Source organism: Geoalkalibacter sp., assembly GCF_030604225.1.
Taxonomy (GTDB): Bacteria; Desulfobacterota; Desulfuromonadia; order Desulfuromonadales; family Geoalkalibacteraceae; genus Geoalkalibacter.
The window spans coordinates 1-15168 of record NZ_JAUVWH010000001.1; the positions used below are offsets into that span (position 1 = coordinate 1).

Consider the following 15168-nt stretch of genomic DNA (forward strand, 5'->3'; position numbering starts at 1 on the left):
ACCGGAGGAACTCATGAAGACGCTTCTTGCGAAGACCTGGTTGATGATGGTCGTTGTCGCACTCTTTGCCCTTGGCGGGCCGGCGGCCGCGTCGGATGACAACCAAGGCAGGGAGATCAAGGTTCTCGAAGAGCAATACAAGGCCGAAAAAAAAGCCATGCAGGAGCGCCACCAGGCCGAAATGAAAGCTCTTGAGGAACGCTATCAACTGCAGAAAAAAGACCTGAAAAAGACTTACAAGGAAGAGCGTGGAACCTATCGCGAGGACGACCGGAAGTATCCCAAGGACGACAATGGATCATCCGGCAAGGGTCGCGATGATGATGACGATAAAGGCAAGAAGGTACGGTAGTCACCCATGAATGAACTGCATCAGGTCGTTTCGATCATCGCCCTGACCATGGGGGTCGCCTGGGCCAGCGGGATCAACCTCTATGCCGCGATTCTGGTCTTGGGCCTGCTTGGCGCGGGTGATTACATGACTTTGCCGCCAGGACTGGAAATTCTCACCAACCCCCTGGTTCTTGTCGCGGCGGGATTCATGTATCTGGTCGAATTCTTCGCCGACAAAACGCCGGGGGTCGATTCGTCCTGGGACGCTCTGCATACCTTCATTCGCATCCCGGCGGCCGCGGCTCTGGCCGCGGCCGCCGTGGGGGACGTACATCCGGCCGTTTCCCTGGCCGCGGCCCTGGTCGGCGGCGGCCTCGCGACCGGGGTGCATCTCACCAAGGCCGGCAGCCGAATTCTGATCAACGCCTCGCCGGAGCCTTTTTCCAACTGGGCGGCCTCGCTGAGCGAGGATGTCGCCGTGGTCGCCGGTTTGTGGGCCGCCCTTTACCATCCCTGGCTTTTCCTGGTTCTGTTGATCATCTTCATTGCCCTGATGGCCTGGCTCCTGCCGAAAATCTGGAAGGGGGTTCGCATCGTCTTTCAGAGTCTGGTGGAGGTGTTTCGCGGCAAGCCAAGAAACTCGCCGCCGCAGTTGCCCCCCGGAGGTTCGACGGGCGAATTGCAGGGCAGGGGCCGCTAACAGGCTGTTCTTGACCCACGCCGAGGTTTGTGATACCGCTGCATCCGTTGCTCGACATTGAATTCAAGTCAGGAGGAGAATTGTTCCGTGGTTCTTGATCTGCTCAGGAAAAGACGCAGCATTCGCGAATTCAAGGCGCAGCCCCTCACGGCCGGCGAGATCGACATTCTGACCGAGACCCTGCTGCGTTCGCCATCATCCCGCGGCCGCAATCCCTGGGAATTCATTTTTGTCACCGACCCCGAACTGCGCGGCCGGCTTGGCCAGGCCAAGGCCCACGGCGCCGAATTTCTGCGCAAGGCGCCCCTGGCCGTGGCGGTGGTCGCCGACACCGACAAGTGCGACGTGTGGATCGAGGATTGCTCCATCGCCGCCATTCTGGTGCAAATGGCCGCCGAATCCCTGGGCCTCGGCAGTTGCTGGGCCCAGATGCGCCTGCGCAATCACAAGGACGGTCGCTCCTCACAGGAGCACCTGAAGGAAATCCTCCAACTCCCCGAAGGGTACCAGGTTCTCGCGGTGATCGGGATCGGGCATCCGGCGGAGTCCAAAACCGGTCATCGCCGCGAGGATCTGCTCTGGAACAAAATTCACCGGGAACGCTTTGTGCTGGTCGAGGAACCCGCTCCGTGATTCTTCGGCAAAAGGATCTCGAACAACTCAGCGCCAACCTGCAAAGCCAGAAGAGCCTGTGGAGGCTCATGCTGGCGGCACCCTTCATCTATCTGCTGCTGGGCTATCTGATCGGTCCGCTGTGGACGGACCGCTCCTGGGGGGGAGACTGGCTGATGCCCTTCATGCGCGCCGGCTTGTTGGTTTTGGCCCTCGCCAACGTGGCCGTCTCCTGGCGGGCCCGTCACCAGACCCTGGCCGGCAAGCCCTGGCCCCTGATCCTGCGCATCGAAGCGCGCCTGGCGGCAAAGGCGCCTGAATCCCTGCACCCGGCGGCGCGTCTCTATCAGGCCGTGCAGATCTTCACCCTGGGGCTGTCCGAAAGCATCGCCCTGCTGGGTCTGGTGCTGTTTATCCTCGGCGACGGCCTGATCATGCTTTTTCTGTTTGCCAATTTTTCCGCCATCGTCCTCATTTTTTTTCGCCCCCGCATGATCGAGCTCATCGCCATCGCGGGGCGTGTCCTGAGCGGGCAGATCAAGCTTGGCCGCCCCCTGGCCTGAGGCTTTTCAGCCGGCTTTCGCCTGTGTTAAGCTTTTGCGCATGAAATACGCCCGCTCTCTTTTCCTTCTGGTTCTGGCCGTGGTTCTCGGCGGCTGCGGCGACGTCGGCTATTACGCCCAATGCGTCAGCGGCCATGTGCAACTCATGTCGAGGACCCGCCCCATCCCCACCCTGGTCGCGGACCCCGACACCCCGCCCGACTTGCGCCGGCGCCTGGAACTGGTCACGGAAATCCGCGACTATGCCAGCCAAGTGCTGTTGTTGCCCGACAACGCCAGCTATCGCTCCTACGCTGATTTGGAGCGGCCCTATGTGGTCTGGAATGTCGTCGCGACGCCTGAATTCGCCCTGGAACCCATCACCTGGTGCTTCCCCGTCGCGGGGTGTGTTCCCTATCGCGGCTATTTCAAGGAAGAGTCCGCCAAAGCTTTTGCCGAGAGGCTCAGCGCCGCGGGCCATGACGTTTTTGTCCATGGGGTGCCGGCCTACTCGACCCTGAAGTGGTTCGACGACCCGGTACTGAACACCTTTTGCAACCGCGAGGAAACCTACCTCGCCGCGCTGATTTTCCATGAACTGGCCCACCAGCAGCTCTACATCAAAAACGATTCGTCCTTCAACGAGGCCTTCGCCAAGACCGTCGAACTGGTCGGCGTGGAGCGCTGGCTGCAAACTCAGGGGCAGGGGCCGAGAATGGAAGCCTATTTGGCCGGTCTGGCGCGGGAGGAACAATTCATCGGCTTGCTGCTCAAGGTTCGCGGTCGCCTAGGCGAAATTTATGCCCAGCCCCTGAGCGAAGAGCTCAAGCGGGAAAAAAAGCATGAAGTTCTCCGGGCATTTCAAACGGACTACGCCGCCCTCAAGGAAAGCTGGGGCGGCTTTTCCGGCTACGATCACTGGCTGAAGCGGTCGCTGAACAATGCTCATTTTGCCTCAATCAGCACCTACCACACCCTGGTTCCCGCCTTTCGGACGCTTCTGGCGCGTCAGAACGGCGATCTTTCTGGCTTTTATGCCGAAGCCCGCGCCTTGGCGCTTTTGCCGCGCGACCAGCGGCAGCAGGCTCTCGCGCAGTTGTTGCGGGACGCCGAGCAGCTGGCCCTGGTCGCCGAGGACACCGCGGGAAATTTTTGATTTTTTCCTAATCTATCTCAACGAAGAGGGTTTGAAATGAAAATTCAGGTTGATCCCAAGAAATGCAAAGGCTCCGGAGAGTGCATCCGCATCTGTCCCCAGGGGGCCATCAGCATGCGCGGCGATGTGGCGTTCATCGACATGGACAAATGCGACTTCGACGGCATCTGCATTCCTGCCTGTCCCCATGGGGCGATCTATTTTTCCGAAGAGGCGTGAATGAGCAAGGGAGGCGAGCGCGAAGGGGTCATCAAGTTTGATTGCCGCTACCGCCCCGGCGTGCCCCTTGATTCGGAGCACCTCAGGGAACTCAACGCCTGGCGCAAAATACTTTTTCAACTGGAGCTGATCGGGCAGCATCCGGCGCGTTACGCGGGATTGGGATTCGGCAACATCAGTCGCCGCGCGCCGCGTTCCCTGGGCGGGGAGGGGGGGGCGTTCATCATCAGCGGCACCCAGACGGGGGGGATTCCCGAACTTGACGCGTCCCATTATGCGTTGATCCGCGAGTGCGATCCGCACCACAACCGGGTCGAGGCCGAGGGGCCGGTTGCCCCCTCGTCGGAATCCCTGACCCATGGTGTGCTTTATGGCCTTGATCCCGAGTTGGGCTGCGTCATGCACGTGCATTCGCCGCCCCTCTGGCATCAGGCGACTCGTCTCGGCCTGCCCGTGACCAGGGAGGATGTGCCCTACGGAACCCCGGACATGGCCGCGGAAGTTGCCCGACTCTGGCGGGAAAGTTCCGTGCGTAGCCTGGGGATCTTTTCCATGGGCGGGCATGAGGACGGCATCCTGGCTTTCGCTCAAACCTGCGCCGAGGCTGGTACGATCCTGATCCGCAGCCTGGCGCGGGCCTATGCATTGTCCTCGCCGGTCTAGGCGCGAACATTCTTTACAAAATCCGTTCCTTCCTGTATATCCTAGTGGTTTGTCGTCCCAAGACCCCACATCCAATGTGTCCTGAAGGCTCATGAATCAAAAGCTGATCCGTAATTTCTCCATCATCGCCCATATCGATCACGGCAAGTCGACCCTGGCCGACCGTTTGCTCGAGGAAACCGGCACCCTCTCGGCTCGGGAGAAGACTGACCAGTTTCTCGATAAGATGGAACTGGAGCGCGAACGCGGCATCACCATCAAGGCCCAGGCCGTGCGTCTCAACTATCGGGCCGATGACGGACAGGACTATGTCCTCAACCTCATCGACACTCCCGGTCACGTGGATTTTTCCTACGAGGTGAGCCGCTCCCTCAAAGCCTGCGAAGGTGCGCTGCTGGTGGTGGATGCCTCCCAGGGCGTGGAAGCCCAGACCCTGGCCAACGTCTACATGGCCATCGACCAGAATCTCGAAGTCTTTCCAGTGATCAACAAGGTCGATCTGCCGGCGGCCGAGCCCAAGCGGGTCAAGGAGGAAATCGAGGAAATCATCGGCCTCGACGCCTCCGACGCGGTGGAAGCAAGCGCCAAGGAAGGCATCGGCATCCACGAGATTCTCGAGCATATCGTGCAGAAGGTACCGCCGCCCCAGGGGGATCCCACGGCACCCCTCAAGGCGCTGATCTTCGATAGTTGGTACGATTCCTACCAGGGCGTCATCACCCTGGTGCGCATCGTTGACGGCCAGTTGAAAAAGGGCGACAAGATTCGCCTGATGGCGACCAACAAGACCTACGACGTGACCCAGGTCGGCGTCTTCGCACCGCACCCCGTGTCGATTCCCTCCCTGTCGGCGGGCGAGGTCGGCTTCGTCATCGCCAGCATCAAGGTGGTGCACGACGCCAAGGTCGGCGACACCCTGACCCATGCCGATCGGCCCACCGCCGCGCCGCTGCCCGGCTTTCAGGTGGTCAAGCCCATGGTGTTCTCCGGGCTCTATCCCATCGACAGCGGCGAGTACGACATCCTGCGCGACGCCCTGGAGAAACTGCGCCTCAACGATTCGTCCTTTTCCTTCGAGCCGGAGAATTCCCTGGCCCTGGGTTTCGGTTTCCGCTGTGGGTTTCTCGGCCTGCTGCACATGGAAATCATCCAGGAGCGCCTGGAGCGCGAGTTCGGCGTCGACCTGATCACCACCGCGCCCACCGTCGTCTATCACATCACCACCGTGCGCGGCGAAAAATTGCATGTGGAAAGCGCCAACATGCTGCCGGAAATCCAGCTCATCGCCAATATGGAGGAACCCTTCATCCTGGCGCAGATCCACGTGCCCAACGAGTACGTCGGCGCGGTGCTGGCCCTGTGCGAGGAAAAACGCGGCGTGCAGCGCGAGATCAAATATCTCACCGCCAGCCGCGTGGTGGTGGTGTATGAGCTGCCCCTCAACGAGATCGTCCTCGATTTCTACGATCGCCTCAAGACCCTGACGCGTGGCTACGCGTCCCTGGATTACGAGCCCCTCGATTATCGCGAGAGCGACCTGGTGCGGCTCAACATCCTGGTCAACGGCGAGCCCGTCGATGCGCTCTCGCTGATCGTGCACCGCGACAAGGCCTATTTCCGCGGCAAGGAACTGGTCTCCAAGATGAAGGAGTTCATTCCCCGCCAGCAGTTCGAGGTGGCCTTGCAGGCCGCCATCGGCAACAAGGTCATCGCCCGCGAAACGGTCAAGGCGCTGCGCAAGGACGTCACCGCCAAGTGCTACGGCGGCGACATCACCCGCAAGCGCAAGCTGCTGGAAAAGCAGAAAGAGGGCAAGAAGCGCATGAAGCAGGTGGGCAACGTCGAGCTGCCCCAGGAGGCTTTCATGGCCATTCTCAAGGTGAAAGAGTAGCCGTCCCATGAACCAACCCATCGTGCCGGGCAGCACCGGCAAGCTCATGACCCCGGGCAAGCGCCCCTGGTACCGCGAATACGGCGAGGCCCTGATCGTCGCCCTGATCCTGGCGCTCATCATCCGCACCTTCGTCGTCCAGGCCTTCAAGATCCCTTCGGGTTCCATGGAGGACACCCTTCTGGTGGGGGATCATCTGCTGGTCAACAAGTTCATCTACGGCACGCGCATTCCCTTCACCGACATCTCATTCCTCGCCCTGCGCAGTCCGCAACGCGGCGACATCATCGTCTTTGAATTCCCCGGCGACAAGGACAAGTCCTATTTCCAGCGCAAGGATTTCATCAAGCGCATCGTCGGTCTGCCCGGCGATGTCATCGAGGTGCGCGCCAAGACGCTCTACGTGAACGGCGCACCCTACCGGCTGGCCGAGGAAATCCACAAGGATTCGACCCTCACGCCCCCCGAGCGCGGCAGCCGGGACTATTTCGGGCCGATCACCGTGCCGGCCGGCCACTATTTCACCATGGGCGACAACCGAGACTATTCCTACGACAGCCGCTTCTGGGGTTTTGTACCGGAAGAAAACATCAAGGGGCTGGCCTTCATCAAGTACTGGTCCTGGGACGCCGAGGAAAGTTTCCCGCGTTTCAGCCGTATCGGCCGCCTGATCCGCTGAGCCTTTGCAAGACCCCTAGATTTTGTGTTGACAGGGCACCCCGTCCCCTGATAGGGTGCCCGGAATTTACCGACTGTCTCCTTTTAAGTTAATCCGAGAGATTAACAAGGGTGACCCACAATGATCAAAAATCATCAGACATTGTCTGTCCGGGTACCCTGGCGCTTGCACGCCTCGCGGTGCCTTTTTTTGTGCCCGCAGCCTGCCGTTCAGCCTTACCACTTCTGACAGGGGGATCACATGGCCAAAGCCGCAACCATCATTCTGGATCAGGCCGGGGTCAACCGCGCCCTGACCCGCATCGCCCACGAAATCCTCGAGCGCAACAAGGGCATCGGCGACGTGGTGCTGATCGGCATCCGCACCGGCGGCGATCATCTGGCCGCCATGCTGCAGGAGCGCATCGCCCAGATCGAGGGAGAGAAGATTCCCCTGGGCATTCTCGACATCACCATGTATCGCGACGATATCGGCAGCCGCTTTGACCTGACCATCGGCAAGACCGACATTCCCTTTCCCCTGGACGGCAAGAATGTGGTGCTGGTGGATGACGTGCTCTACACCGGCCGCACCATTCGCGCCGCCATGGATTCGCTCATGGATCTGGGCCGGCCCAAGAGCATCCAGCTGGCGGTGCTCGTCGACCGCGGCCATCGTGAATTGCCGATCCGCCCCGATTTTGTCGGGCGCAACGTGCCGACCTCGCGGGATGAGCTGATCGAGACGGAATTCAACGACAAAAATCAGCCGGTCGAAGTACGACTGGTCAAGAAATAGTTCTTTTCCGCGGAGGAAACCATGAATTTCCGGCACAAGCACATCCTGGGCATCGAACAACTCTCGGCCGACGACATCCGCTTTATTCTCGACACGGCGGACAGCTTCAAGGAGATCAACAGCCGCGACATCAAGAAGGTGCCGACCCTGCGCGGCAAAACCATCGTCAACCTGTTCTTCGAGGCCAGCACCCGCACCCGCACCTCCTTTGAAATCGCCGGCAAGCGCCTCTCTGCCGACACCATCAACATCACCGCCTCGTCCTCCTCGGTGGTCAAGGGCGAAACCTTGGAGGATACGGCGAAAAACATCGAGGCGATGAAGCCCGACATCATCGTCATGCGTCACGCCGCCTCGGGCGCCTGCCACTATCTGGCCGAGCGCGTCGACTGCTCCATTATCAACGCGGGCGACGGCGCCCACGAGCATCCCAGCCAGGCGCTCCTCGACATGCTTACCATCCGCCAGCACAAGGGGCGCCTTGAAGGCCTTAAAGTGGCCATCGTTGGCGACATCACCCATAGCCGTGTGGCGCGCTCCAACCTTTACGGCCTCACGCGCATGGGCGCCGAAGTGCGCCTCGCCGGGCCCGGCACCATGGTCCCGCCGGGTATCGAGCGCATGGGCGCCAAGGTATTTAACGACATGCGCGAAGCCATCGCCGGAGCGGACGTGGTGATGATGCTGCGCATCCAGCTGGAGCGCCAGGGCAAGACGCTGCTGCCGACTCTGCGCGAATACGCCAAGTTTTACGGGCTCAACACGGAAAACCTCAAGCTTGCGGCGCCCGATGCCCTGGTCATGCACCCCGGTCCCGTCAATCGCGGCGTGGAACTCTCCAGCTACGTGGCCGACGGTGCGCAGAGCGTGATTCTCGATCAGGTGGAAAACGGCGTGGCGGTGCGCATGGCCCTGCTGTACCTGGTGCTGGGCGGCGAGCAGGCGCAGTAAACCTATTCAATCCCTAGGAGACCCTATCCATGAAAATTCTTATCTCTGGCGGCAGAGTGCTTGACCCGACCCACGGCATTGACGACCAACTGGATCTGCTCATCGACAACGGCCGCATCAGCCATCTGGGCAAAAACCTCCAGGCCGAGGGGGCCCAGGTTATCGACGCGCGCGGCAAGCTGGTGACGCCGGGATTGATCGATCTGCACGTTCATCTGCGTGATCCCGGCCAGGAGTACAAGGAAGACATCGTCAGCGGCACCCGCGCGGCGGTTGCCGGGGGCTTTACCGCCGTGGCCTGCATGCCCAACACCAAGCCGGTCAACGACAGCAAGAGCGTCACCCGCTATATCCTCGCCAAGGCCGCCGCCGAGGGCTTCTGCCACGTGCTGCCGGTGGGCTCCATCACCCAGGGCAGCAAGGGCGAGGCTCTCGCGGAGATGGGCGACATGAAGGAAGCGGGCTGCGTCGGCTTTTCCGACGACGGCCATCCCGTCGCCAGCGGCGAGCTCATGCGCCGCGCCCTGGAATATTCGCGGCCCTTCGGCGTGCCCATCATCGCTCATGCGGAAGATCTCGATCTGGTGGGGCAGGGGGTGATGAACGAGGGCTTCGTCGCCACCGAACTGGGGCTCAAGGGCATTCCTTGGGTGGCGGAAGCGGCCCCCATCGCCCGCGATGTGATGCTGGCCGAGTTTACCGGCGGGCATCTGCATGTGGCTCACGTCTCCTGCGGCGCGGCGGTGGAAATCATCCGTGCCGCGAAAAAACGCGGCGTGCGCGTGACCTGCGAGGCGGCGCCTCATCACTTCACCCTGACCGACGAGGCGGTGCGCGGCTACAACACCAACGCCAAGATGAATCCGCCCCTGCGCTCGGCCGAGGACGTGGCCGCCATCCGCGCCGGCCTGGCCGACGGTACCATCGACGCCATTGCCACGGATCATGCGCCGCACCACATCGACGAGAAAAACGTCGAGTTCAACATCGCCTTCAACGGCATCGTCGGTCTGGAAACGGCTCTGCCCCTGACCCTGCGCCTGGTGGCCGACGGCGTGCTGTCACTCTGCGACGCCATCGCCAAGCTCACCATCAATCCGGCCCGGATCCTTGGCCTGGAGAGCGGCACCCTGGAAGTTGGCCGCGTGGCCGACGTCACGGTCATCGACCCGGAGCTCAAATGGACGGTGGAGGCCCAGAAACTCGTATCCAAGAGCAAGAACACGCCTTTCGACGGCTGGAAGATGGTTGGCGCCGCCACCCACACCCTCGTCGCCGGGCGCATCAGCTATCAACGCTAACAAGGAGTCCGCAGAGCATGAAAGCCATTCTGGCCCTGGCCGACGGCAGGGTGTTTCACGGCCGGGCATTCGGTGCAAGTGGTGAGGTCACCGGCGAAGTGGTGTTCAACACCAGCATGACCGGGTATCAGGAAATTCTCACCGATCCGTCCTATCGCGGCGAGATTGTCGCCATGACTTATCCGCAGATCGGCAACTATGGCATCAACCTGGAAGACGTGGAATCCTCGCGCCCCTTCCTGGCCGGCTTCATTGTCAAGGAAGCCTGCGAATTCCCGAGCAACTGGCGCTCGCGCATGAGCCTCGATGCCTATCTCAAGGAAAACGGCGTGGTCGGCATCCAGGGCATCGACACCCGCGCCCTGGTGCGGCATATCCGCGATAAGGGCGCGCAGACCGGCATCATCAGCTCCGTCGATCTCGACCCGGCGCGCCTGGTGGAAAAGGCGCGCCAGGCGCCGTCCATCGTCGGGCGCGACCTGGTGCGCGAAGTGACCTGCGACCAGCCCTATCACTGGAGCGAAGGTCCCTGGCGCCTCGGCGAAGGCTACCTGAGCGCCGAACAGGCACCGCGCTACAAGGTGGTGGCCTATGACTTCGGCATCAAGCGCAACATCCTGCGCAAGCTGGTGGCCTCGGGCTGCGACGTGACGGTGGTGCCCGCCGACACTCCGGCGGAAAAGGTGCTGGCCATGAATCCCGACGGGGTGTTTCTCAGCAACGGCCCCGGCGATCCCGAACCCATCGTCTATGCCCAGGAGAACATCCGCAAGATCCTGGGGAAAAAGCCGGTGTTCGGCATCTGCCTCGGCCATCAGCTGCTGTCCCTGGCCCTGGGCGGTAAAACCTACAAGCTCAAGTTCGGCCATCGCGGCGGCAACCAGCCGGTGCAGCGCGGCGACGACGGGCGCGTGGAGATCACCGCGCAGAACCATGGCTTCGCCGTGGATGCCGCGTCTCTTCAAGATGATGCCATCCAGACCCACACCAACCTCAACGACAACACGGTGGAGGGCCTGGAGCACAAGCTGCTGCCGGCCTTCTCCGTGCAGTATCATCCCGAGGCCTCGCCCGGGCCCCACGATGCCGCCTATCTGTTCGAGAAGTTCACGCGCATGATGGACAGGGCAAAAGCCGAAGAAGGAAAAAACTAACATGCCAAAACGCACGGATATCAAGAAAATCCTCATTATCGGCGCCGGTCCCATCGTCATCGGCCAGGCCTGCGAGTTCGACTATTCCGGCACCCAGGCGTGCAAGGCGCTCAAGGAAGAGGGTTATGAGGTGGTTCTGCTCAATTCCAACCCGGCCACCATCATGACCGATCCCAATTTCGCCGATCGCACCTATGTCGAGCCGGTCAACCCGGAGACCCTGGCGCGCATCATCGAAAAGGAGCGTCCCGACGCCGTGTTGCCCACCCTGGGCGGGCAGACCGCGCTGAATACCGCCGTGGCGGTGGCGAAAAAAGGAGTGCTCGACCAATTCGGCGTGGAACTAATCGGCGCCAAGCTGCCGGCCATCGAAAAAGCCGAGGATCGCACCCTGTTCAAGCAGGCCATGGAGAAGATCGGCATCGAGGTGCCCCGCTCAGGCCTCGCGCACAATTACCAAGAGGCCATGGAGATCATCGAGCATGTCGGCTTTCCCGCCATCATCCGTCCCTCCTTCACCCTCGGCGGCACGGGCGGCGGCATCGCCTACAACCGCGAGGAATATGAAGAGATGGTCATGGCCGGGATCGACGCCTCGCCCACGGATGAGGTGCTGGTCGAGGAATCGGTCATCGGCTGGAAGGAATATGAACTCGAGGTCATGCGCGACCTCGCCGACAACGTGGTGATCATCTGTTCCATCGAAAACCTCGATCCCATGGGCGTGCATACCGGCGACTCCATCACCGTCGCCCCGGCGCAGACCCTGACGGACAAGGAATACCAGCTGCTGCGCGACGCCTCGATCCGCATCATCCGTGAAATCGGCGTGGAAACCGGCGGTTCCAACATCCAGTTCGGCATCAATCCGGCCAACGGGCGCATGGTCGTCATCGAGATGAATCCGCGCGTGTCGCGCTCCTCGGCGCTGGCGTCCAAGGCCACCGGCTTTCCCATCGCCAAGATCGCCGCCAAGCTGGCGGTCGGCTACACCCTGGACGAAATTCCCAACGACATCACCCGCGAGACCTTCGCCTCCTTCGAGCCGACCATCGACTACGTGGTCACCAAGGTGCCGCGTTTCACCTTCGAAAAATTCCCCGAGGCCAACGCCACCCTGACTACCCAGATGAAATCGGTCGGCGAGGTGATGGCCATCGGCCGCACCTTCAAGGAGAGCCTGCAGAAAGCCATGCGCTCCCTGGAAATCGGCTCGGCGGGATTTGAAAGCCGCCTGTTCGCCGGACCCGAGGATGAGCGTCGCGGCCTTTCCGATGACGAATGGACCCTGCTGCGCGGCAAGCTACAGGTGCCCAACTGGGAGCGGCTGTGGTATCTCGGCGATGCCCTGCGCGCCGGGATGAGCATCGAGGAAATCCATGCGCTGTGCTACATCGACCCCTGGTTTCTCAACAACATTCGTCAGATCATCGACATGGAACGCGACTTGCGCGACAAGGCGCCCCTCGTTTCCCGCGGCGGCGACGCCTTCCGTGAGCTGTTGCTGCAGGCCAAGCAATACGGTTTTTCCGACAAGCGCCTGGCCGTGCTCTGGGGCATCACCGAGGCCGATGTGCGCCAGTTTCGCATCAAACTCGCCATCCATCCGGTGTACAAGCGGGTCGACACTTGCGCCGCCGAATTCGAGGCCTACACGCCCTATCTCTACTCGACCTACGAGCAGGAATGCGAGGCGGCACCCAGCGAGCGGCGCAAGATCATGATTCTCGGCGGCGGCCCCAACCGCATCGGGCAGGGCATCGAATTCGATTACTGCTGCGTGCACGGCGTCTTCGCCCTGGGCCAGGACGGCTTTGAGACCATCATGGTCAACTGCAACCCGGAAACCGTTTCCACGGACTACGATACCTCGGATCGCCTCTATTTCGAGCCTCTGACCCTGGAGGATGTGCTGGAAATCGTCGCGGTGGAAAAGCCCGAGGGGGTGATCGTGCAGTTCGGCGGGCAGACGCCGCTGAAACTGGCCGTGGCCCTGGAGCAGGCCGGCGTGCCCATCATCGGCACCAGTCCCGACGCCATCGACCGCGCAGAGGACCGCGAGCGCTTTCAGGCGCTGCTGCACAAGCTTGATCTCAAGCAGCCGGAAAATGGCACCGCCCGTTCCACCGAGGAGGCGGAAAAAGTGGCGGAGCGCATCGGTTATCCGGTGGTGGTGCGGCCCTCCTATGTCCTGGGCGGCCGCGCCATGGAGATCGTCTACACCATCGAGCAGCTGCGTCGCTACATGACCCGCGCCGTGCAGGCCTCGCCCGAGCATCCCATCCTCATCGACAAATTTCTCGATGAAGCCATCGAGGTGGATGTCGACGCCCTGTGCGACGGCAACGAGGTGGTCATCGGCGGCATCATGGAGCATATCGAGGAAGCCGGCATTCACTCTGGCGACTCGGCCTGCGCCCTGCCGCCTTATTCCCTCGATGAGCCGCTGATCGAAGAGATCAAGCGCCAGACCGTGGCCCTGGCCCTGGAACTCAAAGTGGTGGGACTGATGAACATTCAGTTCGCCATCAAGGACGACGTGGTCTACCTGCTCGAAGTCAATCCCCGCGCCAGCCGTACCGTGCCCTTCGTGTCCAAGGCCACGGGACGCCCCCTGGCGCAGATCGCCGCGCGCCTCATGGCGGGTAAGACGTTGCAGGATCTGGGTGTGTTCGGCTACGAAGTGCCGGCCCACGTCTCGGTCAAGGAGGCGGTGTTCCCCTTCGTTAAATTCCCCGGCGTGGATACGCTGCTCGGTCCGGAGATGAAATCCACCGGCGAAGTCATGGGCATCGACATGGATTTCGCCCATGCCTTCGCCAAGGCCCAGCTCGGCGCCAACGTCAGGCTGCCCCTCAAGGGCACGGTGTTCATCAGCGTCAAGGATCGTGACAAAAAACACATCCTCGAACCGGCGCGCAAGATCGCCGCGGCCGGCTTCAAGATCGTCGCCACCAGCGGCACGGCGTCCTTCCTCAAGGAAAAAGGCGTGGCCGTCGATGTCATCAACAAAGTCAAGGACGGCCGTCCCCACATCGTCGACGCCATCAAGAGCCATCAGATCGACCTGGTATTCAACACCACCTTCGGTCCCGAGTCGGTCGCCGATTCCTTTTCCATTCGGCGCACCACGCTGATGTACAATGTCGCCTACTTCACCACCGTGGCGGGAATGCGCGCAGCCGTGGACGGAATTGTCGCCATGCAAAGAGAAAGTCTTGACGTTAAGCCGCTGCAAGAGTATTATCCCGCCTTGTAGAGATTTTGAGCACTCAACAGCAGTCTTGCTTGATACGGGCGGGGTCAACCCCCGCCCTTAGCTTTTGTCCAACGAGAAGGAAACGGTTTTCATGACGCAAAGCATCCCCATGACCCGTGAAGGTTATCAGCGCCTTCAAGAGGAACTGAAGAAACTCATTCGGGAGGACCGCCCCAAGGTCGTGCAGGACATTGCCGAGGCGCGCGGCCACGGCGATCTGTCGGAGAATGCCGAGTACGATGCCGCCAAGGAGCGCCAGGCCTTTATCGAAGGGCGCATTCAGGAAATCAACGACAAGCTCTCGCGCGCCCAAGTGATCAACCCGGCGGAGCTGGACACGGACAAGGTGGTGTTCGGCGCGCGGGTAACGCTCTTCGACGTGGATTCGGGCAACGAAGTGACCTATCAGATCGTCGGTGAGGACGAGGCCGATCTCAAATTCGGCAAGATTTCCGTGACCTCGCCGGTGGGCAAGGCCTTGATCGGTCACAAGCTCGACGAGGAAGTGACCGTGAAAATTCCCTCGGGCCTCAAGACCTACGAAATCATCGACATCAAGTACGAATAAGAGCCGGCTTTTTTGTCAAACGGATTCACCAGGCCCGATTCTTGGGCCTTTTTTCGTTTTGGGCTGTAAAGTTCCTTGGTTTCGCCCCCCGTCTTGGGGTACTATCCAAGGCTTGAATAAACTTATTTTACGGAGTCGACATGAGCCAGACCATCACCAAGGACATGACCTTTTTCCAAATCCTCAAGATGCATCCCGATGTCGCCAAGGTTCTCGGCCGCTACAACATGGGCTGCGTCGGCTGCATGGGTGCCATGAACGAAAGGTTGGAGCAGGGGGCCATGGCGCACGGCATCAGCATCGATGACCTGCTGCGCGACCTCAACGCCATCTTCGAAGGCGCCTCGCCTCAGTAAAGGGGAG

The 15168-nt window shown here is 61.2% G+C and carries 15 protein-coding genes and 1 pseudogene; all 16 read left to right on the plus strand.

Annotated features, from left to right (window positions below; translation table 11 throughout):
* Positions 1-352, plus strand: a pseudogene (locus QAT43_RS00005) (hypothetical protein); the annotation flags it as partial.
* Positions 353-358: 6 nt separating this feature from the next.
* Positions 359-1033, plus strand: coding sequence for a DUF4126 domain-containing protein (locus QAT43_RS00010; RefSeq protein WP_305040963.1), 675 nt, complete (start codon positions 359-361; stop codon positions 1031-1033).
* 87 nt (positions 1034-1120) lie between these two features.
* Positions 1121-1666, plus strand: coding sequence for a nitroreductase family protein (locus tag QAT43_RS00015; protein WP_305040964.1), 546 nt, complete (start codon positions 1121-1123; stop codon positions 1664-1666).
* Positions 1663-2208 carry a hypothetical protein gene (locus QAT43_RS00020; RefSeq protein ID WP_305040965.1) on the plus strand — a complete coding sequence of 182 codons (546 nt, stop codon included), beginning with the start codon at positions 1663-1665 and terminating at the stop codon, positions 2206-2208. Before QAT43_RS00015 ends, QAT43_RS00020 begins: the two co-directional genes overlap by 4 nt.
* Before the next feature lie 40 nt (positions 2209-2248).
* Positions 2249-3343: an aminopeptidase gene (locus QAT43_RS00025; protein WP_305040966.1), complete on the plus strand. Its 1095-nt coding sequence runs from the start codon at positions 2249-2251 to the stop codon at positions 3341-3343.
* A 36-nt stretch (positions 3344-3379) separates the two neighbouring features.
* Positions 3380-3562, plus strand: coding sequence for a DUF362 domain-containing protein (locus QAT43_RS00030; protein ID WP_305040967.1), 183 nt, complete (start codon positions 3380-3382; stop codon positions 3560-3562).
* Positions 3563-4225: a class II aldolase/adducin family protein gene (locus tag QAT43_RS00035; protein ID WP_305040968.1), complete on the plus strand. Its 663-nt coding sequence runs from the start codon at positions 3563-3565 to the stop codon at positions 4223-4225.
* 91 nt (positions 4226-4316) lie between these two features.
* On the plus strand, positions 4317-6116 hold the full coding sequence (lepA, locus tag QAT43_RS00040) for a translation elongation factor 4 (protein WP_305040969.1): 1800 nt from the start codon (positions 4317-4319) through the stop codon (positions 6114-6116).
* A 7-nt stretch (positions 6117-6123) separates the two neighbouring features.
* The gene (lepB, locus tag QAT43_RS00045) at positions 6124-6795 is read left to right on the plus strand and encodes a signal peptidase I (RefSeq protein WP_305040970.1); all 672 of its coding nucleotides are present in this window, start codon (positions 6124-6126) and stop codon (positions 6793-6795) included.
* 240 nt (positions 6796-7035) lie between these two features.
* Positions 7036-7572, plus strand: coding sequence for a bifunctional pyr operon transcriptional regulator/uracil phosphoribosyltransferase PyrR (pyrR, locus tag QAT43_RS00050; RefSeq protein WP_305040971.1), 537 nt, complete (start codon positions 7036-7038; stop codon positions 7570-7572).
* A gap of 21 nt (positions 7573-7593) precedes the next feature.
* Positions 7594-8523, plus strand: a complete 930-nt coding sequence (locus QAT43_RS00055) for an aspartate carbamoyltransferase catalytic subunit (protein WP_305040972.1) — start codon at positions 7594-7596, stop codon at positions 8521-8523.
* Positions 8524-8552: 29 nt separating this feature from the next.
* Complete coding sequence (locus QAT43_RS00060) at positions 8553-9824, plus strand: dihydroorotase (RefSeq protein ID WP_305040973.1); 1272 nt, start codon at positions 8553-8555, stop codon at positions 9822-9824.
* 17 nt (positions 9825-9841) lie between these two features.
* Positions 9842-10978, plus strand: a complete 1137-nt coding sequence (carA, locus tag QAT43_RS00065; RefSeq protein WP_305040974.1) for a glutamine-hydrolyzing carbamoyl-phosphate synthase small subunit — start codon at positions 9842-9844, stop codon at positions 10976-10978.
* Position 10979: 1 nt separating this feature from the next.
* Positions 10980-14237, plus strand: a complete 3258-nt coding sequence (carB, locus tag QAT43_RS00070; RefSeq protein WP_305040975.1) for a carbamoyl-phosphate synthase large subunit — start codon at positions 10980-10982, stop codon at positions 14235-14237.
* A 91-nt stretch (positions 14238-14328) separates the two neighbouring features.
* Positions 14329-14805: a transcription elongation factor GreA gene (gene greA, locus QAT43_RS00075; RefSeq protein WP_305040976.1), complete on the plus strand. Its 477-nt coding sequence runs from the start codon at positions 14329-14331 to the stop codon at positions 14803-14805.
* A gap of 140 nt (positions 14806-14945) precedes the next feature.
* Positions 14946-15161, plus strand: coding sequence for a DUF1858 domain-containing protein (locus QAT43_RS00080; protein WP_305040977.1), 216 nt, complete (start codon positions 14946-14948; stop codon positions 15159-15161).
* The last annotated feature ends 7 nt before the right edge of the window (positions 15162-15168 follow it).

Coding starts and splice junctions, on each gene's coding strand:
- QAT43_RS00010 (WP_305040963.1), top strand. CDS start 359: ATGAATGAACTGCATCAGGTCGTTTCGATCATCGCCCTGACCATGGGG.
- QAT43_RS00025 (WP_305040966.1), top strand. CDS start 2,249: ATGAAATACGCCCGCTCTCTTTTCCTTCTGGTTCTGGCCGTGGTTCTC.
- QAT43_RS00030 (WP_305040967.1), top strand. CDS start 3,380: ATGAAAATTCAGGTTGATCCCAAGAAATGCAAAGGCTCCGGAGAGTGC.
- QAT43_RS00035 (WP_305040968.1), top strand. CDS start 3,563: ATGAGCAAGGGAGGCGAGCGCGAAGGGGTCATCAAGTTTGATTGCCGC.
- lepA (WP_305040969.1), top strand. CDS start 4,317: ATGAATCAAAAGCTGATCCGTAATTTCTCCATCATCGCCCATATCGAT.
- lepB (WP_305040970.1), top strand. CDS start 6,124: ATGAACCAACCCATCGTGCCGGGCAGCACCGGCAAGCTCATGACCCCG.
- pyrR (WP_305040971.1), top strand. CDS start 7,036: ATGGCCAAAGCCGCAACCATCATTCTGGATCAGGCCGGGGTCAACCGC.
- QAT43_RS00055 (WP_305040972.1), top strand. CDS start 7,594: ATGAATTTCCGGCACAAGCACATCCTGGGCATCGAACAACTCTCGGCC.
- QAT43_RS00060 (WP_305040973.1), top strand. CDS start 8,553: ATGAAAATTCTTATCTCTGGCGGCAGAGTGCTTGACCCGACCCACGGC.
- carA (WP_305040974.1), top strand. CDS start 9,842: ATGAAAGCCATTCTGGCCCTGGCCGACGGCAGGGTGTTTCACGGCCGG.
- carB (WP_305040975.1), top strand. CDS start 10,980: ATGCCAAAACGCACGGATATCAAGAAAATCCTCATTATCGGCGCCGGT.
- greA (WP_305040976.1), top strand. CDS start 14,329: ATGACGCAAAGCATCCCCATGACCCGTGAAGGTTATCAGCGCCTTCAA.
- QAT43_RS00080 (WP_305040977.1), top strand. CDS start 14,946: ATGAGCCAGACCATCACCAAGGACATGACCTTTTTCCAAATCCTCAAG.